This window comes from Lacibacter sp. H407 (genome assembly GCF_037892605.1).
Lineage (GTDB): Bacteria > Bacteroidota > Bacteroidia > Chitinophagales > Chitinophagaceae > Lacibacter.
In genome coordinates this window covers 403647-430060 of the sequence record NZ_JBBKTU010000001.1, presented here as the reverse complement: position 1 = coordinate 430060, position 26414 = coordinate 403647, and the positions used below count along the sequence as shown (strand labels likewise).

The following is a 26414-nucleotide window of genomic DNA, read 5'->3' as shown; positions in this document are numbered from 1 at the left end:
TTTGGTGATATTTCTTTTGAAACCTTAACTTTGAACTAGAAAGTTGCATAAACAACTATTTAACGATTGAACCTAAAAATATTACTATGCAGGAAGCATATATCGTAGCGGGTTACCGCACAGCAGTGGGCAAGTCAAAACGTGGCGGATTCCGGTTTACAAGACCCGATGACCTGGCAATTGATGTTATCAAAGGATTGCTGGCAAGTGTGCCGCAGCTCGATCCAAAGCAGGTAGATGATGTAATTGTAGGAAATGCTGTACCCGAAGCAGAGCAAGGGTTACAGGTGGGCCGCATTATTGCTGCACGAGCTGTCGGTTTTCATGCACCGGGTATGACGGTGAACCGTTATTGCGCCAGCGGCTTGGAAACAATTGCTATTGCCACTTCAAAGATCAGGATGGGCATGGCCGAATGTATTATTGCCGGCGGAACCGAAAGCATGAGTATGGTGCCAACTGCAGGTTGGAAAACTGTGCCTGCTTATTCCATTGCAAAAGATGAACCTGATTATTATTTGAGTATGGGCTTAACAGCCGAAGCAGTAGCAAAAGAATACAATGTAAATCGTGAAGACCAGGATCTGTTTGCATACAACTCTCATATGAAAGCGAAAGCGGCTATTGAAAATGGTTATTTCAAAGGCGGCATACTTCCAATTAATGTTGAAGAAGTATCGCTTGATGCAAAAGGAAAAAAACAAACAAAAAATTATGTGATCGATACAGATGAAGGTGTGCGTGCAGATACCAACACAGAATCGTTAGCAAAGTTGAAACCGGCCTTTGCAGTGAACGGAACAGTAACTGCAGGTAACTCATCACAAACAAGTGATGGTGCTGCGTTTGTAATAGTGATGAGTGAACGTTTGGTGAATCAATTGGGATTAAAACCAATTGCACGTTTGGTAAATTGTGTTTCTGCAGGTGTGCATCCACGCATTATGGGTATTGGCCCTGTTGAAGCAGTGCCTAAAGTATTGAAACAGGCGAATATGAATTTGAATGATATTGATCTGTTTGAATTGAATGAAGCCTTTGCTTCGCAGGCGTTGGCAGTAATTCGTACGCTCAATCTTAATCCTGATATTGTAAATATCAATGGAGGTGCTATTGCATTAGGCCATCCGTTAGGTTGCACCGGTGCAAAATTGACCATCCAGATCACACAGGATATGAAACGACTCAATAAAAAATATGGCATTGTAACGGCCTGTGTTGGAGGTGGACAAGGCATTGCAGGAATTATTGAGAATATTATGTAAATGATGCAATCGTAATAAAAGCAAATGATCCCGCCTTTTTGGCGGGATTTTTTATGGTAGATATCCTCCGTACTATTTTTTATTCTCCTCATTAAACTTTTGTACCTTAAAACGTTCTAATTCAGGATTTCTATTCTAAACCAACTGCCTTATGGATCGCAGAGCATTTCTTACTGCAAAGAAAAAAACGCAACAGGTTGCTGTTGTAAAACCCAAACCCGTTGCTGGGCGCACTACAACCGACCTCACTATTTATACCGGTGCCTGGACCAAAACAGAAGTTACCCACCTGCTCAAACGAACAATGTTTGGCTCACGCCTAAGTGATATCAGCTATTTCGCAGCTAAAACCATGAATGAAGCTGTAGATGAATTATTAAATCCTGTTGATCCGTTACCTGCACCGCCGGTAAAAGAGTATGATGGTGTAACGGGTGTAACAACTCCCGATAACGATGTCGCCAATGGAGCAACCTGGATCAGCAATGTGAATAATGATGGTACCATTCAAAGCCGGCGCAGAGCCTCATTCAAAAAATGGTGGATCGGTTGTATGCTGCAGCAAGACAGGAGTATACGTGAAAAGATGACCCTGTTTTGGCATAATCACTTTGCAACAGAAACGGTGGATGTAGGTAATGCTAACTTTTTATACAAACATGCAAATCTTTTGCGCACAAAAGCATTGGGTAATTTTAAACAGCTGGTGCGGGATATTACACTTGATCCGGCAATGCTTATTTACCTGAATGGAAGATTAAATACCGCCAGTGCTCCTGATGAAAACTACAGTCGTGAGTTACAGGAGTTGTTTACATTGGGAAAAGAAAACAATCCAAATTATTCGGAGGCGGATGTAAAGGCTGCGGCAAAAGTGCTTACGGGATGGCGTGTTGATAGTAATGTGAATACATTTCCATCCTATTTCACTTCGTCACGCCACGATTCAACTAACAAAACATTTTCTTCTTTTTTTGGTAATACGGTTATTACCGGAAGAACAGGAACAACAGCAGGTGATCTCGAATTAGATGATCTGCTGAATATGATCTTTGCAAAGAATGTTGAAGTGTCACGCTTCATGGCAAAAAAACTCTATCGCTTTTTTGTGCATTATGATATTGATGCTGCTGCAGAAACAAACGTGATCGAACCATTGGCGTTACTATTACGTACCAACAATTGGGAAATAAAACCGGCACTGCAAGCCTTACTCAAAAGCGAACATTTTTTTGATGTAATGAATCAGGGAGCGATGATAAAATCACCCATTGATCATGCGGTTGCATTGTGCAGAGAATGGGAAGTTGTTTTTCCAGATGCGGTTTCATTTTATGCAGATGCATATGGTATGTGGAATTATATTATGACGGTTGCAGCAACGAATCAACAAAACATTGGCGACCCGCCAAGTGTAGCAGGTTGGCCCGCTTATTACCAGGTGCCGCAGTATTATGAGATATGGGTGAATACAGATACACTGCCCAAGCGAAATCAATTTAGTGATCTGATGATCGGAAATGGTTATTCACGCAGTGGAAAAAAGATAGTGATCGATGCCGTAGAGTTTACCAAGAAGCTCAGCAACCCTGCTGATCCAAACGCACTCATCAACGAGTTGTTTGAAGTGCTGTTCCAGATACCCATTACGCAGCAATCAAAAGATCAGCTGAAAAAAGATTTTCTGTTAACCGGGCAAGATCAGGATTACTATTGGAGCAATGCATGGAATATTTATATCGGATCGCCCACAACAACGAATTTCAATATTGTGAATACCCGTTTACGTGGCTTGTTTAAGTATTGCATGAATCTTGCTGAATACCAGTTGGCTTAATCCAAAAATCTGATTCAATGAAACGCAGAGACTTTTTACAAAATACAATACCTGCAGCTATACTGCCGTCCATCATCGATAATTTTTCGATCCGTGTGTTGGGTGATAACCCGGTAATGGCTGCATTGCTAAATACCTATGTTGAAACAGATCGTGTATTGGTGATCATACAACTCAATGGCGGTAACGATGGATTGAACATGGTGATACCACTCGATCAATACAGCAACTATTACAATGCAAGGACAAATATTGCGATACCGCAAAACAAAGTGCTCACCTTAAACGGTACGAACACAGTCGGCTTACATTCTTCCATGACGGGTTTGCAAACCATGTACAACAATGGTAAACTTCGTTTAGTACAGGCCGTTGGTTATCCGAATCCAAACTTTTCGCATTTCCGTGCAACCGATATCTGGATGAGTGCGAGTGATAGTGATGAGCAATTGTATTCCGGTTGGGCAGGTCGTTATCTCAACGATCAGTTTGCTAATTATCCTGTCGGTTATCCCAATACAACCATGCCCGATCCATTGGGCATACAGATCGGCTCTTCTGCATCATTAGCATTTCAGGGTCCGAGTGTAAACATGGGCATCAGCATTTCAAGTGCTACTAATTTTTATAATCTCATCAATGGTATAGAGGATCCGGCACCCGCAACAAAAGCAGGCAATGCATTGCAGTATGTACGTTTAGTGGCCAAACAATCCAATCAATATTCATCACGAATTTCTGCAGCGGCTGCTGCTGTGCCAACACAGGGAACTTATCCAACTACCAATACATTGGCCGACCAATTAAAAATTGTTGCCCGGTTAATTAAAGGTGGATTGAAAACAAGAGTGTACATGGTAAGTATGGGTGGATTCGATACGCACTCAGCACAAACCAATACAGGTGATACATCTACCGGCAATCATGCAACGTTGATGCAGCGGTTAAGCGATGCGGTGAAAGCGTTTCAGGATGATCTGCAGGGATTAGGTATTGAAGACCGTGTATTAGGTATGACGTTTAGTGAGTTTGGCCGAAGAATAAAATCGAACGCAAGTACAGGAACCGATCATGGAGCTGCTGCACCTTTGTTTGTATTTGGCAGCAAAGTAAATCCTGGCATCACGGGTGTAAACCCAACTATACCGGTAACTGCAGCGGTAAATGATAATATACCAATGCAATACGATTTTCGCAGCGTGTATGCTACCATTTTGCAAAACTGGTTTTGTGTTGATAATACAACGCTTGAAACGATCATGTTGCAAAATTTTCAGCAACTTGGTTTGTGTGCAAATGGTAATTGTGTATTAACGAATGTAGATGATAACCGTAATGCAGGTGTTACGTTGATCTCCAACTATCCAAATCCGTTTACATCAACCACCACCATAAGTTTTACAACCAAAGGCGGACATACATTGGTACAGATCATGGACGCCCTTGGTCGTGTACTTACTACACCGGTCGACCGAACTTACAGTGCAGGGAAATATCAAATCAGCTTCGATTCGTATACACTTCCTGCCGGTGTGTATTATATGCGTTTCCAGAACGGAAGCACACAGCAGGTGAAACCCATGCTGAAGGTGCGGTAAGCAATATCCTAAATAACGATTTGTGAAAATTTCAGCCTCATCCTCCCTTTTTTAAAATAGATTTTTCAAATTTGAAACTTTGTTGCATTTTTGCAACCATGTTTCAAATGAGCCGTATTTTCCTCTCACTGATTTTTATGTTGTGTTTGCAGCAAATGCATGCTCAATGCACACTTACACTGTCAGGTCATATCAATGATGCCGAAACAAAAGAACATTTGGATGAAGCGGTGATCCTGATCAAAGAGTTGAAGCTTACTCAAATATCTGATAAGGATGGATTCTTTGTTTTCAAAGGTCTTTGTCCCGGAACATATACAGTAGAAATTACACATGCCGGTTGTATTCCTGCTGAAAAACATATTCATCTTAAAGCAGATCTGGAAACGGATATTGATCTGGCGCATGCGGTAACTGAGTTGAGTGAAGTGGTGGTGCGTGGCGATCAATCATCAAAAAATGTAATTCCTGTTAGTGAAATAAAGGGTAAAGCACTCGAAGCAACACGTGGATTAAGTTTGGCAGAATCAATCAAAAAAATAAGTGGTGTAAGCGTATTACAAACAGGTGCCAATATTTACAAACCGGTCATTCATGGCTTGCATAGCAACCGTGTACTCATCTTAAACAATGGTGTACGTCAGGAAGCACAACAATGGGGTAATGAACATGCGCCTGAAATTGATCCGTTCATTGCCAATCGTATTTCTGTAATCAAAGGTGCGTCTGCTATTCGTTACGGTGCCGATGCTATTGCAGGTGTAATATTGGTTGAGCCGAAATTGTTGCGGTTCGATCCGGGTATTGGCGGCGAGATCAATACTTCGTTTTTCACCAATAACAGGATGGGTGTTTTATCGGCTATGATCGAAGGCAATAGTGCCAAACGTCCTGCTTTTAGCTGGCGTTTACAGGGAACTGCTAAACGTGGCGGGTATGCACGCACACCGAATTACTGGTTGGCAAATTCAGCCAATGAAGAATATAATTTTTCTGTTACGGCAGGATGGAAAAAACAAGACCGTGGTGCTGAATTATTTTATTCGCAGTTCAATACAAAGCTGGGCATTTTTGCAGGTTCACATATTGGTAATGTAACGGATCTGTGGAATGCGATTCTGGCAAAAGATCCACCTGATTATATTAAAGAGGTAGGTTTTTCGTATAACATAGACAGGCCTTATCAATCCATTCAACACCAGTTGTTGAAATTCAAAGCATGGAGAAATACAGGAACTATTGGTCGGCTGAATCTTGTTGTATCAGGTCAGTACAACAACCGCCAGGAGTTTGATCAAAAACGATTTGCCAGCAGCAGCAATGCACCACAGCTGGACTTAACAATTGGAACAGGTTTGGCAGAAGTAGTATGGGATCATTTTAATACCGGCGCATTCAGAGGAACAATTGGTGGTTCGTTCATGTATCAGAACAATAGTTACGAGCGTCGTTTATTTATTCCCAATTACGAATCAACCAATGCGGGATTGTTTGTGATTGAAAAATGGACAAAGAATAAACTGGACCTTGAAGCAGGTATCCGCTTCGATCGTAAATCAATTTTTAATACAACCGATAACGGGCAGGTAAATACCTATCCCGACAGGCTGTTCAACAATGCATCCGGGAATATTGGTTTCAACTATCGCTTTGTTCCTGCTTTTCGTGTAACAGTAAATGCATCTACTGCGTGGCGTGCACCACAGGTGAATGAATTGTATGCAGATGGATTGCATCATGGCGCTGCACGTATTGAAAAAGGTGATCCCAATCTTACACCAGAGCGTTCAAACAACATTGCAGCAAACCTCTTGTTCAACAACAGCAAATGGGATATTGATGCGGGTGTTTATCTGAAACGGATCGATGGATTTATTTTTCTTGAACCAACGTTTCCTCCGGAGTTAACTATTCGAGGAGCATTTCCATCGTTTCGGTATACACAAACCAATGCACGGTTAAGCGGATTGGATTTTTCTGCAGCCTATCAATTTGATGCACACGTAGCAGCTTCCGTAAAAGCATCATTGTTACGTGCATGGGATAAACAAAAAAAGCAATGGTTGATCCAGATGCCATCAGACAGGTACGAAGCAGCTGTTGAATATAATTTCGGCAATGCAAGGAAAGTGAATGATAGTTATGTAAGCATCAGCAGTACATGGGTATTGGAGCAAACAAGAGTTCCTTCAACCGGAAACATTGAAGTGCCCGGCACATCTATCAAGCAATCCGATTATCTTAATCCGCCACCGGCTTATTTTTTGCTTGCATTTGAGGCAGGAACAAAATTGAAAATGAAACATAGCAACTGGAGCTTTATATTATCGGTTACCAATCTTACAAATAAAGCTTACAGAGATTATATGAATGCGTTCCGTTATTTCAGTGATGAAATGGGACGGAATATTTCGCTTCGTGTACGCATTCCATTTGATCTGAAACATACACACAAATCATAAATCAATCATTCAACTAAATTTTATGAAAATGAAGCACTTGAAATTTTTAGCGGTAGTTATGCTTGGCGGACTGATACTCGCAGGTTGTAAAAAGAAAAACAACGAAGAAGAAAATGAAGAAGAACTGATCACAACCGTGAATGTAAAATTAACAGCGGCCGGTGGTGCAACGCAAACATTTACATGGAAAGATGTTGATGGACCCGGTGGTAATGCACCACAGATCAATACCATTTCAATTTCACCAAATACAACGTATGCCTGTGCGATCGAGTTTCTGGATGAAAGCAAAACACCGGCGGAGAATATTACAACTGAAGTGAATGCAGAAGGAGCCGATCACCAGGTCTATTACGAAGTAACAACTGCAGCACTTACCATTAATGGCTTAAATACAGATGCCGGCGGATTGCCATTGGGCATTACATCGAACTGGGTGGCCGGTACCAACAGCGGAGGTTCAGTAAAGATCACACTGAAACATAAGCCCGGTGTAAAAGCCTTAGGCGATTTGATTTCAAAGGGCGAAACCGATGTTGAAGTTACATTTCCTGTTGTGATTCAATAATTGCAATCGATATTATTTTTAAGGCCGCAGCAATGCGGCTTTTTCGTTTTGCAACACTTGATTACTTTTAAGGTATGAATGAGTTATCCATCACCACACCTGCTTTATTATTTCCTGCCATTACGTTACTGATGCTGGCGTACACCAATCGCTTTCTGGCATTGGCATCGCTGGTTCGTAAACTGCATGATGAATATGTAAAGGAAGAAGATACCGGAATGATTCACAAACAAATCAGCAATGTGCGTACACGCATCAGTATGATCAGGAATATGCAGGCGTTGGGTGTACTTAGTTTTCTGTTGTGTGTGGTGTGTATGTACTTGATATTTCGTGGTTTTGACAGCGCAGCCAAGTGGGTATTTGCCTTTAGCTTATTGAGTTTACTGGCGTCGCTGATTTTTTCATTATTGGAAATTTTTCTCAGCACAAAGGCCATCGACCTTGAGTTGAGCGATATGGAATTGAAACGCCCCAGCCTGTTAAAACATTTTCTGGACGACGAATAATGAATGACCCGTTATGAGTGGTAAAGTTTTCCACTCATCATTCATTACTCATCTTAATAATCAAACGTCTGTGGCTCCGATGTTTCGTAATCTTCATTATAGCGCACAAAGAAATAGAGATAAATGGCCCTGCTTAAACGCATCAGCCAGGGTTGCAATATCAGCAATAGAACAGAATTGATGCCCAGCCACCAGAATACACGGTTATCGCTAAACGAAACGCCGACCAATACCCACCATGCAACAAATGTTGCAACAGAAATAGCAACTGTTAGCGCATAGCTTACATAACCTGTTCCATACCAAAAGCCTGGCTCCATATCAAATTTTTGTTTGCATACAGGACATTCATCGTGCATGCTGAACGTGTGTTTGAAATTATAAGCGCTGTGATCTTTGAACAATTTCCCTCTTCTGCATCGTGGGCAATGCATGGAAAGCATGCTCCAGAAATAGTTCGGTCGTGGCTTTGATGCACTCATGTTCTGATTTTTTGCAAAGGTAGCCAACGAATAGTTACTATATGTGACAAAAAGCACGGGCCAAAGTTTCAAACCTTGGCCCGTGTAAATAGTTTCAATTTTTTATAGAAAGGTTACCTGCCTTTTTCACTAACTGGTAGCAGCCACCAGTTTTTTGCGCTCACCAATTTGCTGTCGCCACATTGCGTAGTACAATCCTTTCTCTTCCAGTAATTCGTGGTGCGATCCTGTTTCAACTACATCTCCTCCTTCCAACACGTAGATGCGGTCGGCATGCATAATGGTACTCAGCCTGTGTGCAATTAAAATACTGATCTGATTTTTTTCAGATGAAATATCCCGTATAGTAGTTGTAATTTCTTCTTCTGTAATGGAGTCAAGTGCAGAAGTTGCTTCATCAAAGATCAGAAGTCTTGGTTTGCGTAACAAGGCACGTGCAATCGACAAGCGTTGTTTTTCACCGCCACTCAATTTCAATCCACCTTCACCGATCATTGTTTCCAACCCTTTTTCTGCTTTGGCTAACAATCGCTGGCAACTTGCTTTGTTCAACACATCGGTTAACTCTTCATCTGTTGCGGATGGATTTACAAACATCAGGTTTTCTTTGATCGTGCCGCTGAACAATTGCGTATCCTGCGTTACAAAACCGATTTGGTTACGCAGGTCTTCGAAGTTGATGGAGTTTTCATCCATGCCATTGTATAAAATGCTTCCTTGCTGTGGACGATACAATCCTACCAGCAATTTCATCAACGTTGTTTTGCCTGAACCCGATGGACCAACAAAAGCAACGGTTTCGCCCACCTTTACATTGAAATTGATGGAAGTAATGGCATTTTGTCCCGCTGTTTGATGTTTGAATGAAACATTGTTGAATTGCAGGGTTTCGATGTTGCCGAGATGTAATGGATTGCGGGGAGTTGCTTCCGGTTTCTTTTCCATCAGCTTGTGAAAATTGGTAATGCTTGCTTCCGCTTCACGATAGGAGAGAAGAATATTGCCAATTTCCTGCAATGGCCCAAATACAAAGAAGGAAAATATCTGCATGGTTACCAACTGGCCTGCATCCATTCTACCATGAAAGATCGTCCACATGAGCATAAACAAGATAACCTGGCGCAATGTGTTTACAAATGTTCCCTGTATAAAACTGATGCTTCGGATGCGTTTTACTTTGGTGAGTTCAAGCCCAAGTATTTTAAACGTGTTTTTATTTAAACGGGATACTTCCTGTTCGGTTAATCCTAAACTTTTTACCAGTTCAATATTACGTAACGATTCGGTGGTGGCACCAGCCAGTTGCGTGGTTTGCGCTACAATGGTTTTTTGTACCGCTTTTACTTTTTTACTGAGCGCATTGGAAATGATGACCAATAAAATAATGCCGCCAAAGTAAATAAACGGAAGTGACCAGTGAATGCTCGAAGCGTAAATGGAAACGATGAGAATGCCAATGATAACGGGGAACAGAATATTGATAAAGGCCGATACAAATTTCTCTGTGTCAGTTCTTACTTTGGTTAAGATCGAAAGTGTTTCACCACTTCGTTGATCTTCAAAATCCTGGTAAGGTAGCTTCATGGCATGTTGTAATCCATCAGTAAAAACTTTCGTACCGAATTTCTGCGTAGTAAGATTCTGAAAATAATCCTGGAAGGCTTTGGCGATCCGACTCACCATAGCTACTGAAATTGACATGGTCAGTACAAAAAATACACCCGGTTCTTTCCAGCTAAACGAAGTAAAAAAACGGTTCCAGTCAAAATTTGAAGTAGGTGGTTTTTCAATACCCTGATGTTGGTTGGCAAGATTGATCAGCTTGCCAAACAGAATAGGATCGATCAATGAAAAACCGATATTGATAGCGGCCAGCGCCATCGTTAGTGCAACAAGTCCCTTGTAAGGGGTTAAATATTTGATGAGAAGTTTCATAATAAATGGTAAAGGCTGAAGAAGGTCAAAGTTTACACCATCTTTAAAAATAAGACAAGTTTGCAGGAAACAGCCTGCGGATTTTTTCTGAAAGCCGTAAATGATTCACAAGAACTGCCACATCCAACCGTATTGGTTTCCGCTTGGCAGAGATCGGTGGCAGCCATGTGAGCTGCTTTGTATCGAAAAAAATCGGTTCTTTGAAGATATTCTCAGTTATGAAGATTACCGGAGTTACCATTATCCGCAATGCTGTATTAAACGACTTCCCGGTGGTGGAAGCCATCCGTTCTATTTTACCTGTGGTGGATGAAATGATCGTTAGTATTGATAAAGGCGATGATGATACGGATGGATTGATCCGCTCGATTCAATCGGATAAATTGAAGATTGTGTATTCAACATGGGACATGAGTTTGCGTAAAGGTGGTGTGGTGTATGCATTGGAAACCGATAAGGTGATGCGACAGGTTTCGGCTGACACCGATTGGATCTTTTACATACAGGCCGATGAAGTGATCCATGAAAAATATCACAGCGTTATCCGGTCAACAGCAGAAAAATATTGTCATGAGCCACGAGTTGACGGACTGTTGTTTCAGTATTTACATTTTTATGGAACGTATGATTATGTAGGCGACAGCCGCAAGTGGTATAAAAGTGAAGTAAGGATAGTGAAAAACGACAAAACCATTACTTCTTACCGAGATGCACAGGGTTTTCGCAGAGGCGATAAAAAATTAAACGTAGTGCCGGTTGCAGCGGAAGTATATCATTACGGCTGGGTAAAAAGCCCGGAGCAGATGAAGCGAAAAATGGATAACACCCTTGTTTTTTACAGTGATGATGATGCGGTTGTGAATGAGTTTAAGCAACGGAACCAGGTATTTGATTTTAATGAATTTGATTCGATCCGGAAATTTGAGGGAGAGCACCCAATTGTGATGAAAGAACGTATTGCTTCAAAAAACTGGGAGGTGGTATTGGATGTAAACAAGAAAAAATTATCGCCCCGTATGAAGCTGCTTGCTTTCATCGAAAAATTAACCGGCGTACGACCATTTGCATTCAGCAATTCAAAAATAATCAGAATAAAGTAAGCCGTTTGCAAGCATGTGTACATGTTTCACATTCATCTGTTGTAAAAACGCAATTACCGTATCAAATTGAAACTACTCTAAGTTGTACATATCGATAGATCAAGAGGTAATGAAATGGTGCACTTTATCAGCCAGCAATTGCTCGTTATTGAATTTACCTGCTTTATAAGTTTGTACCAGTTTTTCCTTTCTGGTTTGATCAGCTTCAGTTTGTTGAATTAGTGCAAGCAGGTGCTGCATATTGTTGTAGTATATACTGTATGGTGCAATATCCTGGTTCTCCTGATAATTATCCGGCAGAAAAAACGGGAGTTGATAACCGAGGCCAAGATTAAATGATCCGGAAATTCTGCCGGAACCATAAAAGCCATCGTCGTCTGCCTTTAGAAGTGGAAGAATATAATCTGACTGCTGAATATAGGAGTGAAAGAGATCGTAGCTCAGGTAATGATCGAACGTAACAAAATGTTTTTTTAATTGCGGTGAGCTGTTTAGCAGCTTGTTTGTTTCTTCATCCAGGTGATTGTAGCCAAGCAGAATAAATTTAATATTCTCTGCAAGCTGGTTGCTATTCTCCACCTCATTGATAAGAGCAAGATAATCTCTCCGGGTTGTAAATACTTCTCCGGGTATCGTTATCCAGCATTCATTTGGCGGTTTTATAGGATTGAGCGTTGTAACAGCTGGAAAATAAACGGGATAAAAACTTTCAATCTGAAATTGATGATGCGGATGCAGCTTACTGATCAGGTAATCGCCCAGAACAAAAAATTTCTTCATCTTCCGGCTGATGATCTTTGTAAACGTAAAGCTTTTTTCAAGCCGCTTTGCATTGTGTACTATGCCCGTATAGTTGAGCCGGGGCAATAACAGCAGCAGGTTACGCACAATGGTAATTTCTGTTGTATTGAACACAACTGCCTGGATTTTATTTTTGATAATAAACTTGCGTAGCTGATATGCAATTCGCAAATGCTGCTTATTTGTTGGTCTGTCAGGAAGTTCCAGTAAAGCAACAATTTTTTCCCGCTCAGCAACTGAAGCAACTAACTTTTCATTGCAGGCAACGAACACCGAATTGTTTTTCATGTGCAGGTAATGCACCATGCTGTGTACACATTCAATATGCGATCCGCCAACTTCAATAATCAGTACATTCATTTCGTTCAGTTGCAGTAGTAAACTGTGTATACAACAGGCAATTATTCTGCCGGAAGTAATTTTGTATATAATTCCCAATACTGCCGGGCAGCATCTTCCCATTTAAAAAAAGCAGCCCGTTGTTTTACAATTTCCTGTTGTTGTGGGTTTGCATTGAAATGTTGCAACGCTTGTTGTAAAGTTTGCTGCATGTCTTCCGGATCAAATGAGTTAAAGTAATAAGCAGCATTGGATCCAATTTCAGGAAGACAGGTGTGCGTTGAAAGGATCACCGGTTTTCCAAAATGCATAGCTTCTACTACCGGTAGTCCGAAACCTTCCGAAATAGACGGAAACACAAATGCAGTCATGTGTTCAAGTAACCACCATTTTTCACTTTCAGTAACAGCGCCGGGAATGATCATTCTGTCGGCCACACCTGCTTTTTTTGCTGCTGCTTTTATTTCTTCAAGGTAATGATGATCCTGTGTAATGCCGGCAATTACAAGATGGTGATCATTGCCAACCAATAATGCAGGAAGGGTATGGAAATATTTCTTTTTTGTAATAGTGCCAATGGAAAAAATATAAGGTCTGTCTGTTTGAATAAACGATGGACGTTGACTCCCATCTGTAATGGCGGGGACGTTGCAACCGTTGTAAATTACCTGTACAGGTACATGATCAATGTTCAGGTGTTCCCGGATACACTGTAATGTAAATGATGATATTACTGTGAGTTGATCGGACCGATCGATGAGCGTTTGTACTTTTTTTAAATATCGTTTTTGTTTCTCAGGGCCTTTGGCTTCATCGTATAAAAAATTGAGATCATGGATGGTGAGTAGTTTTTTTACCTGCTTACTGGTCGGGTAGTAGTTGCTGCCTTGGTATGTACCATGCCATAGTTGATTTTTTTGTGTGACAGGATGATGCAGTTTATGCCACGAGCTTTGAAGGATGTACTTATCGGCCTGTTCTGCTAACTGCCTTTCTGAAGGAGGTATGTAAAGCGTAAGCGTAGGGTAGGTGGGTTGTTGCTGTTGAATCAGTGCTTTGCTAAGTTGTTTGCAGTAATGATAGATCCCGGTATTGGGATATTTCATGCGTTCACAATCAAAAATTATATTTGCCGGGTGCTGCTCTATTTTTTGGGCTTTATATGTTAAAGATAAGTGAAAAAGAAAATGATTTTAAAGAATAAGAACTGAAGCGTAGCTGCATGTTCGATTTGGTTGCTGATAAAACCGGATAGTATCATTACTTAAATAGTATGCAGGCAGCTTTAATTACCTGTAATTTTAACGGATATATTTTCGCATGAAAGCATTGTTTTTATTAGATACAGAAAGTAAGCTTTTCACTAAACGTGAAAAGGTATTGTATTGGCTTCTCTTTACTTTCTTCATCATTATTTTTATTCCACGGGCACCTGTGCTTTCAAATTCATTATTGGGAATTCTTGTTTTGTTTTCGTTTTCATTTAATTCAGTCAAAGAAAAGGTAGCCCTGTTGAAAAACCGAACGTTTGTAATGTTACTGATTGCGTACTACTTATTGCATGTGATCAGCACACTGTTTTCGGTAAATAAAGACGAAGCGATTGCTCAATTGCTGATACGGCTGCCCCTGCTCTTGTTTCCGATCGCACTTGGAACCATTGTTATCAGTAATGAGTTACGTGACCGTATTATATTGTGTATTGCTTCAATTATCAGCATTGTAGCAATTGTAAGTCTTGGCTTATCCTTTTCGCAATATGCTGAGAGCGGTAATTCCGGATTTATGTACAACGATAGTTTGACTGTTCACTTTGGCCAGCAGTCGATCTATGTAGCCATGCTGGTGAATCTATCGATTGTTGGATTTATTTATCTGCTTGCAAAAAAATCATCGTTGATCACAATTCCCGGGTTGATCTACCTGGCTATTGTTATTTTGTTCGGCTATCATTTTTTACTCGCCAGCCGCTCGGCCATGATCTTGTTGTATGGTGGATTGTTCTTTTATGCCGTTTATTACATTATTCGAAAGCGGAAATATCTCGAAGGCTTTACGCTGCTGCTTGGGATGTTTATCGGAGCGTTCATACTCTTTAAGTTTTTTCCAAAAACGATTCAGCGGTTTAAAGAGCTGACGATTACAAACTATCAATTTGGAAATACAGGGGCCGAGAGTCATTATGATATGAAGCTCAGTGAAGAACAGTGGAATGGCGCCAACACACGGTTGGCACTATGGAATTGTGGTTGGGAGCTTGCTCAAAAAAATCTGTTAACCGGAACAGGTATTGGCGATCGGGTCGATCAATTGCAGGCCGTTTACCGTGAAAAGAATTTCACCATGGCCATTCAAACAAACAAGAACGTACACAACAGTTACCTCGATGCGTTGCTCACATTCGGTATAGGAGGACTTTTTCTTTTCCTGCTAGGGTTTGTGCTGTTACCGCTTCTTCATGTGCTGAAGCGGCAGAACATGTTCGATCTGTTTGTTGTAACTGCCTTTATCGTTTCGATGATCTTCGAAGTATATCTTGGCCGAAGCTTTGGTTGTATGATCACGAGCTTCTTTTTCTCCTTCATCGCTGCAACAAAAAGAAATACATAGCCGATTATTGATTATCGGCCATGTAGAGTTCGATTGCTTTTTCAGTATTGCCGAAGTAGACCATTTCGCCGTTTTTCATAAAACCGGCACGACTGCAGTATTTCTGGATTGTATCCATTGAGTGACTAACAAGAACAACTGTTTTTCCTTGTATCCAGGAACTTTCAAAAACCTTGATCGCTTTTTCCTGGAACTTCATATCGCCTACCGCAAAAATTTCATCTAGGAACATAATGTCTGCACCAGCATTTACTGCAATAGAGAATCCAAGACGGGCAACCATACCAGATGAGAAATACTTGATCTTTGTATCAATGAACTCACGCAGCTCGGCAAAATCAACGATCGTATCAAAGATGGCATCAATCTCTTTGATCTTCATTCCTAATACAGAACCCGACACATAAATATTTTCCCTTGCAGTCAGTTCATGGCTCATACCTACACCTAGATTCATGAGCATGGTGCTGCCGTTTATTTTTACATAGCCTGTATCGGTAGGATATACGCCTGCTAATAATTTTACGAGTGTTGATTTGCCACATCCGTTTCGTCCTAACAATCCCACACATTCGCCTTTATTGATCTCGAACGAGGTCATTTTTAACGCAGGTATTTTTTTTCTTCTGGGAGGATTGAATAAGTTAAACAATCTGTGTTTTACGGTATTGTGACTATCCTCTGATATTTCAAATGTCTTACTGATATTTTTTGCGCTCAATGCGATCACTTTTTCCATAGTTTGTTATTTAAAGTTTTTCAGCAGCTTTTGAACCAAGTTTGTTTAATACTACTAATCCTAAAAGAAACAGAAACAATGCATAGGCCAAATCCCAGACAAGTAGAGTGAAATCAGGCGAACTTTTTTCCATCATTATTTTTCTAGCATTGATAATGAGCCCGGCAACAGGGTTGCCGTAATCAAATGAAGGCAACGCCTCTTTAAATACTTTTAAGCTGTAAAAAATAGGCGATAAGAAAAAAAGAAAGCTTGTAAATACCAGCCAGATTTGCGAAATATCTTTTGCGATAATGTAAATATTAGAGAGTATAAGTGATACTCCCAGTGAAAGAATGAAAAGGTTGAGAAAGATTACAACTATCCAAATGTTCTGAATGCTTATGCCAACAGAATCTTTTTCAAGAAAATTATAGAAAAGTAAAAACATTAGGAAATTGAAGAAAAAACCTATTGCATTACTCATTAAGGTAGAAATATAGATCTCCAGCTTATTCATGTTACTGTATTCGTACAAGTATTTTTTTGTATTAAGAATTTGTATGGTTCCAGATGTAGATTCTACAAAAAAGTTCCAGATTATGAGACCAATAAAAAGAAATGAAGCAAATGCAGGCACATCGGATTTCATAACAATTTTAAAAACAACATAGTAAATACAAATGTCCATGATGGGTTTAAGTAGTGCCCAAAGCAAACCCAGTTTGTTTTCATAGTACCTCAATTTAAACTCAATCTTAGCAAGAAGCCAAATTCTTTCAAGTTTATTGTTACTGCTAACCCAATCTTTTACAATTTTTAGAAGCATAATTATTTTTTTAGAAACCGGTATAATTGATAAGCAATGTTTTTTGTATGTCTGTTTCGCTTTATGAGTTTTATAACTTTTTGCGAATGCTTTCCTAAGAAAGGAATCTTGTCAGAAAGATGATAGTCTAACGAGGGGTTATCGTGTTGAACACCAGAACCATTTGTATTATAGAGATTAACCAACTCGTAGCCATAATTACTGTAAAAAGAACTAAACTTATTGCTGATGTACTGTACAAGCAGATTTTTCTTGTCCTTGGAAACATCCCGAATCATTGAATTGTTACGAACCCTATATCGGAATAGTGGTTCAGGTATAACTACTCCACCATAACCTGAAGCAAGCATGGAGACAACTGATGCGTAATCTTCAAGGCCTGCAAAAGTCATTTTTGTATCATATAAACCTGCTGCTATAATACTCTCTTTTTTAAAAACTAGTGCACTGGAATTGATAAGATTGTGGTACAAAATTAATGGCGGCTCTGGTGAAAATGTTGGCCATATTTTATCTGAGTTTTCAAAGTAGCGGGTCCAGCAACCAACAAAATGTACATTCTCATAAGTTGACAATATTCTTGCTGCAGTTGCGTAGTAGTCGGGTTCAACAATGTCATCTGCATCAAGCACAGCAATATATTCACCACTAGCGGCTTTAATTCCTATATTTCTGGCTGCGCCAACACCTGTGTTAACTGTGTCAATGACAACTACCCCAGCTTCAGATCTGTAAGTGTTTAGTTTTTGAATGCTTTCTTCTTCCGTACTGCCATCGTTAACAATTATAATTTCATGGACTTTACAAGAGCTGTTTTTGATCGAACGAATTGTTTCATCCAGGAAACGTCCCATATTATAAAAAGGGACTACGACCGATAGTTCTTTATTGCCCTTTGGAATATTGTCAATTCTTGAAATATCCTGTTTAATCCGAATATATGGAAACTTTTTTTTATAACTCCTTTGGAGAATAACACGATCAATGATTTGTTTTTTATTTTCATAAACTTTTTGATAGCCGAAATATTCGCTGATTCTTTTCTGTGCTCTGCTACCAATCTCCAGTTTCTTTTGCTTATCAAGTCCAAGGATAGTAGTTAATTGCTGTTGAAATGAGCCTGCTTTTTCATGGTCGAAAATAAAACCACTTATTGCGTTTTCAACTACTTCACGGTGCCCACCCTGTTCTGATACCAGGACAATTTTTCCTAAACTCATCATTTCTGCAGTAACATAGGGCAAGTTGTCGTTATTGCTTGGGACAATGACAACTTCTGCTTTTACCAGACGTTTTTCAACTGCTGATGGTTCAATCCTGTCTTCAAGTTTAAGTAAGCCTGAGTTAATATAAGATCTGTACTTTTTTCGAACGATTGCACCCATTGACAAGCCTTCAGGATGGTATACAATATCCTGTCCACCTATTAAGATCAGTGGTCTTTGAAAACCGTTATCCCAAAGTTGCTTAAAGTAGTATAGTAATTGCAGTATTCCTTTTTGAACAGTGAGTTTGCCAAAAAAAATAATTTCATTCCCGCCATCAATAGTAAATTGTTGTTCCTGAAATGTGTATGGGTTTGGAATAACAAAAATATTTGTATGATTCAGGGTGAACCTTTTGCTAAGCTCATCAATCATAAATTGGCTTGGTGAAATAACATGATCAGCTGCTTGCAAACAAAACCTTTCCATTTCACAGATCCAGTAATTTGGGTATCTGAATTCAGAAACGTGATTATACTCCATGTAAAGGAAAGATGGAGAATGCATCGTAATAATTACCGGCACATCTTTGCACCATGCGTAACCAAGATGTTTAAATTGTAAAAGATAGTACGCAATGCCAAGGTATTCCTGGGATTCTATTATGTCTGGTTTACCTTCTTGCTCAATAAACTCTTTTAAAATGTGGGCAAATTCGTAACTGATATTTGTAACATGTCCTAGAAATTCAGATGACTTTGTAGCTGTAGCGTTGAAACGAATAATCCTGATACTACCATCGTTAACGATGGTAGTATTCAGAGCAGTTGCATCGTTTACAAAAACAGAAACTGTATGTGCCTGTTGCTCCAGCATTTTTGCTGTATGATAACAGTAGGTGCTGATACCTCCTCCAAAGAATGGAGGATATTCTGTTGTTAGTAGCCAGTACTTCACAGCTTGTATTTTTTTGAATTGTCATCATAGAGTGATCGAAAGGTCCGTTTGCCTGTAATAACTTTTAGGATATGTCCCAGGCGCTTATACCAAAGAGGAAGAATTTCATATTCATTTTTATAAAAGTTAACAATGTCTGCAATTTTCTTTTTATAAAAAGAGCCAGGTTCATTAATATCTGAACCGTATTTGCTTAGTGACTCCAATGACTGGGCTAAAACACCATTTTGAAATGACAATTGCCTTCTGTCTTCATAAAGTTTGGTGTAATCTATAAAAAATTGCATTAACTGATGGTGTTTAGCTGCCAATATAATTTCAGCTCTATTCAATTTTAAGAGAAAAGGAGATATTTCATCTATAGAATTGATTTGAAAAAAAATCGGTTCATTAAAATCTTTTATTTTCATTAGTGTATTCGCATAATGCTCAACTACAGTTTTATCATCTGCGTTCAGAGTACTAATGAGATGATATTTTTTTACAGTAAGAGGGGAAATATTGGGAAAGCCCTGTTCTCTGCCTGCGCAATTTAATATGGAAAGAAAAGGAGCATTTGAACTTGTGGAAGCACTAGCTAAAATAAAGGGAGAGGAAAAGCTATCGTATTTATATTGGTAGTGAAAAAAAGAAGGAATGAGATATTCCTGAATAAACTGATTGATCTCTTCCACTTTTTTTTCTTTAATGTCAATATGAAAACAGAACCCCGGCTTTATTGATGAATGCAAAAGATGCGTGTAAAAAAAGGGTAGTGAGGATAAATTTTGATCAGTTATTTTAAAGCAAAAATGATACTCATTTGGCAGATTTAAATGGAGCGAACATTTAACATCTGATATGTCGTATAGAAAGTATGAATGTAGATACATGACGTTAAATGCCTTTAATTTTATAGCCTTGTGATGTCGAGATCATCGTAAATAATCGTTCCCATGCATGTATTAATGTTCCTTTGGTAAAGTCAAGTGCATTGCCAGTTTCAAAATCTTTTCTGATCGCAAGAGGCTTGTGTTCGGTAAAGAATGATTCTAAAACTGAACTTCGTATCCAAAAAATGGTGCCTGCAATGAAGTTGAAGTCTTTTGGGTGAAGCTTATAGTCTTTCAGCTTTTGTAAGAGGATATCATTACTTGTACAATCAAATTCTTTTTTATCGGGGTTGAATTCAGTTTTTACAAAATCTTTAGTGCCTATAATGCCTGTTTTTTTATTTGCTTCAAACTCTGATAGGACAATCTCAATTCTTTCCGGCTCAATCACTTTAAAAAGTTTATCTCGCCAGGTTTTTCCTGTTGGTGTGTGCGGGCTAAGCTTATCATGAATGATTAAAGTATAATCTGTTTTGTTTTCGGACTTTAACATTGCATCAATCAGAGCAAACTTCCCCCCGATGTCCCGTCCTTTGTTTGGAGTGTGTAAAATTACTGATCCTGAGAAAGATCGGGTAAGGACATCTATAAAATCTTCGTCATACATTAATCCATCTGAAAGGTTAAAATAAAAATCGGCTTTAAACGATTTTAAGATAGAGAGCTTTGAAAGGAAGTAATAGATACTATGAGGATAATAAAGATGACATAATATACTGATTTTTTTATCCGGTACTGTGACTGGCGATGTGGGCTCTAAACTATTTACTATAACTGATTTTATCAATTCTGTATTGAAATCGGAAACTTTCCGAACTACGTGAAATACTGAGTTTAGATTGCGAATGTTTTCAGGATTTTGTAGCAGCAGGTCACGTTTTAGAAATGGGTATTTAAATTTGGTTATTAGCGTATCCCAATAGAAATGAGTTGAATTCTGACTAAACACACTGTCTTTTTCAGAATCGAGATCTTCATAAGGAAACAAAGCCCTCCCTTTAAACCCTGCAGCAATCAATTCCTGACTTAGCCTTACTTCACCATCCTTAATAATTTCAAGCTTTGTTTTATTATTAAAATTCTGAGAGAATACTTTTTGGAAGGCATGCGATTGTAAAACCTGCCTATTCAACAGTAAAAAATACGATTGTATATGCCATGCCCCTTGAAAGTTGTCAGTTAATCCCCAAAAATCAGATTGATCGTCCTTGTACATGGATTCAAAGTGGTAGGCTAAATTGAAAAAAGGGCCAATGACACTGTCATTAGCTAATAGTAGATAGTCTGTATCTTTTGGTATAAGATTGTTTGCAAATGCCCAGCTCCATGCACCAAAATCAGCGCCTTTATTTTCCCGCAAAAAAAAACGGCAGTTAGGTATTTCCTTTTCAACCCTTGTTCTACTGTGCTCAGAAATCTCGGAATTTGACAAAAGCAGTATTCTATAGTGTAATGTAGAAAGTGACTTTAAGAAAATTAATACATAGTCAGATATTTCACTTCGACGATTGTAGTGTACAAATAAGCATATTTTAGAATGACTTTGCATTAAATGTATTTTATGTCAAATGCAGAAATTTTATTTCGCATTTCAAAGTATGAAGTTTTTATAATGTACAATAGTTGTAGTTATCTAAATTGATAATTCTGCTTTTATTGTCTTAAGTGCGTCTATCCGATTTGTTAAATATCCCGTTCCTTCTCTGCTAAGTTTGATAAAAAACTCACATCCTTCCGAGGGAAAGAAGGACACCTCTTTAAGATTAATTAGACCAAGCGAATTCAAGTCTTGTATTAAAAGCCTGAATGATGTTGGAGTAAAACACCATGAATGTAAATCAAGGTATATTTTATCTCTTATCACTGCATTCATCTGATTGTAGGCATCCTCTATTGAGAATTCGAGTGCTAATTCTCCTCTATATCCCTCAAACCAAGAAATATTCCCATCTCTTTTTGCAAAATTCAGAAAATATTCAGCTGCTGTACCGGGAGTGTGGATTTTGTTTTTGTGCAAATAGGCATCTATTACTTTAGAAACGCCGGTAATAGGCCGAAAATAGTCGAAGCAATATCGAACATCGGGAATGGCAAGGGACAAGACCCCGTTTTCTTTTAAAATCGCATCACATTCGTTTAGGAATGATATAATATCTGGCGTATGCTCAATTACATGCGATGCCAGTATCCAAGAGTAGGATTTACTTCTTCTGGTTAACTCAGAATATGATTCCCCTTTCCATACAAAATCTACTTCCTCAATATTCGAAAGATCTACATTGTGATCTTTGTATTTTTTAATAAGTTCGTCTTTGTTCATATGATCAATGATATGAACGTTGAATCCAGATTTTTTTGGAGCAATAGGGTTATGGCTTGGGCCAATTTCAACACCAAGCAAGGTTTTGTCAATCTTATACAAAAGTTTTTCTTCTCTGGTCATGAGTATTTCCAATAAATAATTACTTAGTAAATAGAGATTTGAATGTTCTTTTCCCGGTTGCAGCTTTTATTAAATGACCAACTCTTTTATACCAAACTGGTAGTACCTCGTATTCTTTCATATACCACTCAAGAATCGTATCTCTGTTTTTTACTACCTCATCAAGCCTGGTTTTTAATTCAAAGGAGTTTTGGTTGAAATCATTCGCAATTATTGGCGCTTCTACATGCACAAAAGCTGGAGTACTCCCATTATTTTCTACATGCCTTCTTAGATGATCGATTTCACGAATAACCTTGTCATATTCATAAACATACCACAAAGAATTGTTACGTAAAACTTTCAAGTTGTCATTGGTATTATCTAGTTTGATTTGTAATGCGCTTTTTTCAAATTCGAATTTGGCTTTAAGATCATCAGCGTTTTCATACAAGGATAATAACTTAAATACAACAGGATTTATCTGTGAAACCAAAGAAGAAAAGTGATCGGCTAGTTGATTCTTAGTGGTATAGTCAGATGATGATTCAATATGAATTATCCATTTTTTTTCTATGCTGTCAGGCGATATGATTTTCTTTATTAAGTCTTGCGAAACAATTCCTTTATCCGATGATGTAATATATTGGCTAAATGCTTCATTAGTAATACATAAGCTTTTTTTATCAGCATTTACTACTCGTTTCTTTTTATCAAGATCCGTTGTAATAATGTTTTTGATGCCCTGCAAGCGGAGCGTATTCAGCAATTCTTCTTTTTGCCGCCGAAACTCTCTTTCTGAAGACACTTCTTCATCAAAAAAGAATAAATAGTTTTGCCTATATCGTGCATAATTTGGTAAAAACGCAAAAAGCACCAGAAAGCTAACTAGGTATTCTTTGGTTATAACGCTGGGATTTAAAATGTCTTTAGTTATACAGAAACAAAATCTTGTTTCTGAGTTGTATAACTTTTTAAACAAGAATGCTTTATCGGAAAGGAGGTCCTTTGTAATTGGGAATATATATTCTTTTTTTTCCTTTTTATGTTCGGATAAAAGAAATTCAATCGGTTGCTCAATAAAAAAAAGGTAGTTTGATACCATATTAATTAAATGCCTTTTATAGTGTGTCCTGAATTTTTTGTAATCCAACAAAACATACGTTCCCACGTATGAACTTTCGTGCTAACCTTCTCATCAAGAACGTTGCCTGATTCGAGTTCATGTCGAAGGTTAATTGGATTATGCGTGGTAAAGAAATCTTTTATTATCGAAGATTTTAACCAATAAATCGTACCTGAAATATATTCATAGTCATTAATTTGAATTTTGTAATTTTTCAGGTACTCCTTTGAAAGATCATTATTATGTCTAAACGTTTCTGTTTGCGGATTATATTCATTAATGAAATGCTCTTTTGCACCTATGATGCCTGCGTTTTCGGTTTCAAAAAGGGATATAATACTTCTATAGTTGTTGGGGTCTAATATTTTAAAAAGATTTTTCTTCCAAGAATCACCAACCAATGTATGGAGGCTCTGCTTGTCATGCAGAAAGATCAAGTAACTACTATTAATGCCAAGCATTAAGTATAATTCGATGAGTGCAAACTTACTTCCAATGTCACGGCCAACGTTTGAGGTAACAATAACGTATGAGTTTCTAAAAGTTCTTTTTATGTCAGAAATAATCGCATCCTTATTTATACAGACCTCACTGATGCTAAATAAAAAATGATTATTACCTCTGTCGAAATGCCTGATACTTGTTTTTATTTCCTCCCAGGTATGATCGAAAAAGATATGTGTAAGAATTGTTACAGATGGTTCTTTTATAAGTGCAAGCTCAGTAATATCATACTCTTTTGAAATAACGTTCAAAACTTTTGGAGCCAGAATTTCAGTTGAAAAGTTTTGTTTTACGATTGAGGAAATTTTTGATCTTTCATTTTTCAACAAATGTGGATTTTGGTAATAGTCCATTACTTTAGATACCAACGAAGGAATATCTAGATATGGAACGGAGTGACCAGTGCCAAGCTTCACATATTCCTCAGAACCACCTGTATTTTCAAAACAGATAACGGGTGTTCCCATAGCACCACTTTCAAGGTTTACAAGTGGGAAAGGGTCCTCCCTCGAGATCATTAAAAAAACATTGAACAACTTAAAATAAGGTTGAGAGTCGTGTTGTTTTTCGATCAAATGGATTTTACTTTTAAAGTTGGTTTTGTTTATTTCTAAAGAAATGTCATTGTATAGTTGGCAGGTTTTATCGGCACCTAGCCAAACTATATGAATATTTTCAGCTTTATTACAGATGCTCATTCCAATAATTGGCAACAAGTCTGCTGATTTCCGCCATTCAAAAGTCCCGGACATGCCTATTACGAAGGCATCATTCGGTATGTTTAATTCTTTTCGTAAATTTTCTGTGTTGTCAGACTGTAAATCATTTTCTTGTATATCAATGAACTCGTTAATAACACTTGTCTTTGCAGGTTCTAGTTGTAAGAAATTAATTAAGTTCTTTTGCACAGATTCGGCACAGCAAATAAAGTGTTCTACCTCAGTACGAAACCAATCAAGATTATCTGTTATTGAGGAGAACTGATTGAGCACATATGAAAGCTCATGAACAAAAATGATTTTGGGGACTTCAAGAAATGACAAAAACTTCATTGCTTCCCCATTAACCATAGTATTTGAAAAAATCAGAGAAATATTTTCACTGATAAGCCTGTTTTTAATACTATTTTTTTCAATGTTTGAAAGTGAGTAGAAAAATGTCAAATTTCCAAAAGTAGAAAATTCTGTCAGTAAATCATGTCGGCCTTCTCTGCAAACTATAATTTCGAAAGGGATGTCAGTATTAGTTTTCAGCCATTTTAGAAAGTTCAGCAGCACTCGCTGCGCCCCTCCTATTTCAATGTTATGTGTAAGAAACAAAAACTTGCGTTTTTGAAGGATATAGTCTGTATTATTTTCTTTTTTTACTTCGTAATACTCTTTCAAAAAGGAATCAATTTTTTCTACTGGGTAGTTTGTATTTTTTTTGATTATACTCTTCCAATTTCCTGTGTTAACATATAATCCTCTTTGCCAGTAAATTTTGTCAATATCTTCTTTAATGAGTACTTCTCTCTTAAGAAACGGGAATTCAAAGCGTTCAATTAACAAACGCCAAAAGCCTAAAGTTGGATTCAAGTATTTTTCTCCATTACGATGGCTTTTGCTTAATATTTCAACATCAGTGTATGAACCTAAGCTGAAATTTGCCGACAAGAAATGCTTCGAGAGCCCCACTTCATAAAGGCCTATAACCTGTGTTTTGGTGAGTGTGGTATCGATATTTTGCCAGAAGCTTTTCCAATGACTGCTTTGAATAACCTTTTTTGAAAAATATAGAAAATAGCTTTGTAAATGGTATTCGATTTCAAGGCTTGCTGTCATTCCCCAAATGTCAAATCGCTTTTTCATGGATTTAATGATTGGAGGCAACTCATACAAAGGCCCAAAGACACTGTCATTTGCCAGCAGAATTGCATCAAAATTCTGTGGGAAGTTTAGAATTTCCAATGCAATTTTCCAAGATCCAAAATCAGGACACGTGTTTTTTCTTTCAATTATTAGGAAGGCGTATTCGCTAAGAATGTTAATACACTTATTTGATAATTTACTTGTAGATACAAATGCAATTGAAAACCCTGCTTTTTTTAATTGCTGCAAATAGTAATAAATGTATTCATCAATTTCTCCAGTAAAACTATAGGATGAAAAGACACATAATTGGGCTGTTAAATTCGATTCATTTCGAAATTTAATATCAAAATCTGCTTTGCTCTCTGTTGCTTTTAATATTTCCGGCTTAAAATTAATCGACATGGGTAATGTTTCTTAAATAA

At 38.2% G+C, this 26414-nt stretch carries 20 protein-coding genes; 8 read left to right on the top strand and 12 right to left on the bottom strand.

Annotation, left to right across the window (positions count from 1 at the left end; all coding sequences use genetic code 11):
* Positions 1-86 precede the first annotated feature (86 nt).
* From WG989_RS01850 to WG989_RS01825, 6 genes are all read left to right on the top strand, one after another.
* Complete coding sequence (locus WG989_RS01850) at positions 87-1265, top strand: thiolase family protein (protein ID WP_340426924.1); 1179 nt, start codon at positions 87-89, stop codon at positions 1263-1265.
* A 151-nt stretch (positions 1266-1416) separates the two neighbouring features.
* A complete protein-coding gene (locus tag WG989_RS01845) occupies positions 1417-3102 on the top strand; it encodes a DUF1800 domain-containing protein (RefSeq protein ID WP_340426922.1) in 1686 nt (561 codons plus the stop codon).
* A 17-nt stretch (positions 3103-3119) separates the two neighbouring features.
* Positions 3120-4700, top strand: coding sequence for a DUF1501 domain-containing protein (locus WG989_RS01840; protein ID WP_340426921.1), 1581 nt, complete (start codon positions 3120-3122; stop codon positions 4698-4700).
* Between the two features lie 107 nt (positions 4701-4807).
* Complete coding sequence (locus tag WG989_RS01835; RefSeq protein WP_340426919.1) at positions 4808-7162, top strand: TonB-dependent receptor; 2355 nt, start codon at positions 4808-4810, stop codon at positions 7160-7162.
* 28 nt (positions 7163-7190) lie between these two features.
* Positions 7191-7730 (top strand): hypothetical protein, encoded by a 540-nt coding sequence (locus WG989_RS01830; protein WP_340426917.1) that lies wholly within the window; start codon positions 7191-7193, stop codon positions 7728-7730.
* A gap of 74 nt (positions 7731-7804) precedes the next feature.
* Positions 7805-8239, top strand: coding sequence for a DUF2721 domain-containing protein (locus WG989_RS01825; protein WP_340426915.1), 435 nt, complete (start codon positions 7805-7807; stop codon positions 8237-8239).
* A gap of 53 nt (positions 8240-8292) precedes the next feature.
* On the opposite strand, the gene WG989_RS01820 is transcribed toward WG989_RS01825, so the two are convergent.
* Positions 8293-8721, bottom strand: a complete 429-nt coding sequence (locus WG989_RS01820) for a DUF983 domain-containing protein (protein ID WP_340426913.1) — start codon at positions 8719-8721, stop codon at positions 8293-8295.
* A 129-nt stretch (positions 8722-8850) separates the two neighbouring features.
* The gene (locus WG989_RS01815) at positions 8851-10656 is read right to left on the bottom strand and encodes an ABC transporter ATP-binding protein (RefSeq protein ID WP_340426911.1); all 1806 of its coding nucleotides are present in this window, start codon (positions 10654-10656) and stop codon (positions 8851-8853) included.
* 218 nt (positions 10657-10874) lie between these two features.
* Between WG989_RS01815 and WG989_RS01810 the strand changes: the two genes are divergently transcribed.
* On the top strand, positions 10875-11756 hold the full coding sequence (locus tag WG989_RS01810; RefSeq protein WP_340426909.1) for a glycosyltransferase family protein: 882 nt from the start codon (positions 10875-10877) through the stop codon (positions 11754-11756).
* Positions 11757-11855: 99 nt separating this feature from the next.
* Here the strand turns inward: WG989_RS01810 and WG989_RS01805 are convergent, their stop codons facing one another.
* Positions 11856-12917 (bottom strand): hypothetical protein, encoded by a 1062-nt coding sequence (locus WG989_RS01805; protein WP_340426908.1) that lies wholly within the window; start codon positions 12915-12917, stop codon positions 11856-11858.
* A 41-nt stretch (positions 12918-12958) separates the two neighbouring features.
* Positions 12959-14002: a glycosyltransferase family 4 protein gene (locus WG989_RS01800; RefSeq protein ID WP_340426906.1), complete on the bottom strand. Its 1044-nt coding sequence runs from the start codon at positions 14000-14002 to the stop codon at positions 12959-12961.
* Positions 14003-14216: 214 nt separating this feature from the next.
* Between WG989_RS01800 and WG989_RS01795 the strand changes: the two genes are divergently transcribed.
* Positions 14217-15506: an O-antigen ligase family protein gene (locus tag WG989_RS01795; protein ID WP_340426905.1), complete on the top strand. Its 1290-nt coding sequence runs from the start codon at positions 14217-14219 to the stop codon at positions 15504-15506.
* A gap of 4 nt (positions 15507-15510) precedes the next feature.
* On the opposite strand, the gene WG989_RS01790 is transcribed toward WG989_RS01795, so the two are convergent.
* From WG989_RS01790 to WG989_RS01755, 8 genes are all read right to left on the bottom strand, one after another.
* Positions 15511-16245 (bottom strand): ABC transporter ATP-binding protein, encoded by a 735-nt coding sequence (locus WG989_RS01790; protein WP_340426904.1) that lies wholly within the window; start codon positions 16243-16245, stop codon positions 15511-15513.
* 10 nt (positions 16246-16255) lie between these two features.
* The gene (locus WG989_RS01785; RefSeq protein ID WP_340426903.1) at positions 16256-17053 is read right to left on the bottom strand and encodes an ABC transporter permease; all 798 of its coding nucleotides are present in this window, start codon (positions 17051-17053) and stop codon (positions 16256-16258) included.
* Positions 17054-17055: 2 nt separating this feature from the next.
* Positions 17056-19215: a glycosyltransferase gene (locus WG989_RS01780; protein WP_340426901.1), complete on the bottom strand. Its 2160-nt coding sequence runs from the start codon at positions 19213-19215 to the stop codon at positions 17056-17058.
* Positions 19212-19889 (bottom strand): hypothetical protein, encoded by a 678-nt coding sequence (locus WG989_RS01775; protein ID WP_340426899.1) that lies wholly within the window; start codon positions 19887-19889, stop codon positions 19212-19214. The genes WG989_RS01780 and WG989_RS01775 overlap by 4 nt, the downstream gene beginning before the upstream one ends.
* Positions 19890-20091: 202 nt before the next feature.
* Positions 20092-21636 carry a rhamnan synthesis F family protein gene (locus tag WG989_RS01770; RefSeq protein ID WP_340426897.1) on the bottom strand — a complete coding sequence of 515 codons (1545 nt, stop codon included), beginning with the start codon at positions 21634-21636 and terminating at the stop codon, positions 20092-20094.
* Positions 21637-21720: 84 nt separating this feature from the next.
* Positions 21721-22530, bottom strand: a complete 810-nt coding sequence (locus tag WG989_RS01765) for a class I SAM-dependent methyltransferase (protein WP_340426895.1) — start codon at positions 22528-22530, stop codon at positions 21721-21723.
* Between the two features lie 19 nt (positions 22531-22549).
* Positions 22550-23614 (bottom strand): hypothetical protein, encoded by a 1065-nt coding sequence (locus WG989_RS01760; protein ID WP_340426893.1) that lies wholly within the window; start codon positions 23612-23614, stop codon positions 22550-22552.
* A gap of 5 nt (positions 23615-23619) precedes the next feature.
* Positions 23620-26394, bottom strand: coding sequence for a rhamnan synthesis F family protein (locus tag WG989_RS01755; RefSeq protein WP_340426890.1), 2775 nt, complete (start codon positions 26392-26394; stop codon positions 23620-23622).
* Positions 26395-26414 lie beyond the last annotated feature (20 nt).

Coding starts and splice junctions, on each gene's coding strand:
- WG989_RS01850 (WP_340426924.1), top strand. CDS start 87: ATGCAGGAAGCATATATCGTAGCGGGTTACCGCACAGCAGTGGGCAAG.
- WG989_RS01845 (WP_340426922.1), top strand. CDS start 1,417: ATGGATCGCAGAGCATTTCTTACTGCAAAGAAAAAAACGCAACAGGTT.
- WG989_RS01840 (WP_340426921.1), top strand. CDS start 3,120: ATGAAACGCAGAGACTTTTTACAAAATACAATACCTGCAGCTATACTG.
- WG989_RS01835 (WP_340426919.1), top strand. CDS start 4,808: ATGAGCCGTATTTTCCTCTCACTGATTTTTATGTTGTGTTTGCAGCAA.
- WG989_RS01830 (WP_340426917.1), top strand. CDS start 7,191: ATGAAGCACTTGAAATTTTTAGCGGTAGTTATGCTTGGCGGACTGATA.
- WG989_RS01825 (WP_340426915.1), top strand. CDS start 7,805: ATGAATGAGTTATCCATCACCACACCTGCTTTATTATTTCCTGCCATT.
- WG989_RS01820 (WP_340426913.1), bottom strand. CDS start 8,721: ATGAGTGCATCAAAGCCACGACCGAACTATTTCTGGAGCATGCTTTCC.
- WG989_RS01815 (WP_340426911.1), bottom strand. CDS start 10,656: ATGAAACTTCTCATCAAATATTTAACCCCTTACAAGGGACTTGTTGCA.
- WG989_RS01810 (WP_340426909.1), top strand. CDS start 10,875: ATGAAGATTACCGGAGTTACCATTATCCGCAATGCTGTATTAAACGAC.
- WG989_RS01805 (WP_340426908.1), bottom strand. CDS start 12,917: ATGAATGTACTGATTATTGAAGTTGGCGGATCGCATATTGAATGTGTA.
- WG989_RS01800 (WP_340426906.1), bottom strand. CDS start 14,002: ATGAAATATCCCAATACCGGGATCTATCATTACTGCAAACAACTTAGC.
- WG989_RS01795 (WP_340426905.1), top strand. CDS start 14,217: ATGAAAGCATTGTTTTTATTAGATACAGAAAGTAAGCTTTTCACTAAA.
- WG989_RS01790 (WP_340426904.1), bottom strand. CDS start 16,245: ATGGAAAAAGTGATCGCATTGAGCGCAAAAAATATCAGTAAGACATTT.
- WG989_RS01785 (WP_340426903.1), bottom strand. CDS start 17,053: ATGCTTCTAAAAATTGTAAAAGATTGGGTTAGCAGTAACAATAAACTT.
- WG989_RS01770 (WP_340426897.1), bottom strand. CDS start 21,636: ATGCAAAGTCATTCTAAAATATGCTTATTTGTACACTACAATCGTCGA.
- WG989_RS01765 (WP_340426895.1), bottom strand. CDS start 22,530: ATGACCAGAGAAGAAAAACTTTTGTATAAGATTGACAAAACCTTGCTT.
- WG989_RS01760 (WP_340426893.1), bottom strand. CDS start 23,614: ATGGTATCAAACTACCTTTTTTTTATTGAGCAACCGATTGAATTTCTT.
- WG989_RS01755 (WP_340426890.1), bottom strand. CDS start 26,394: ATGTCGATTAATTTTAAGCCGGAAATATTAAAAGCAACAGAGAGCAAA.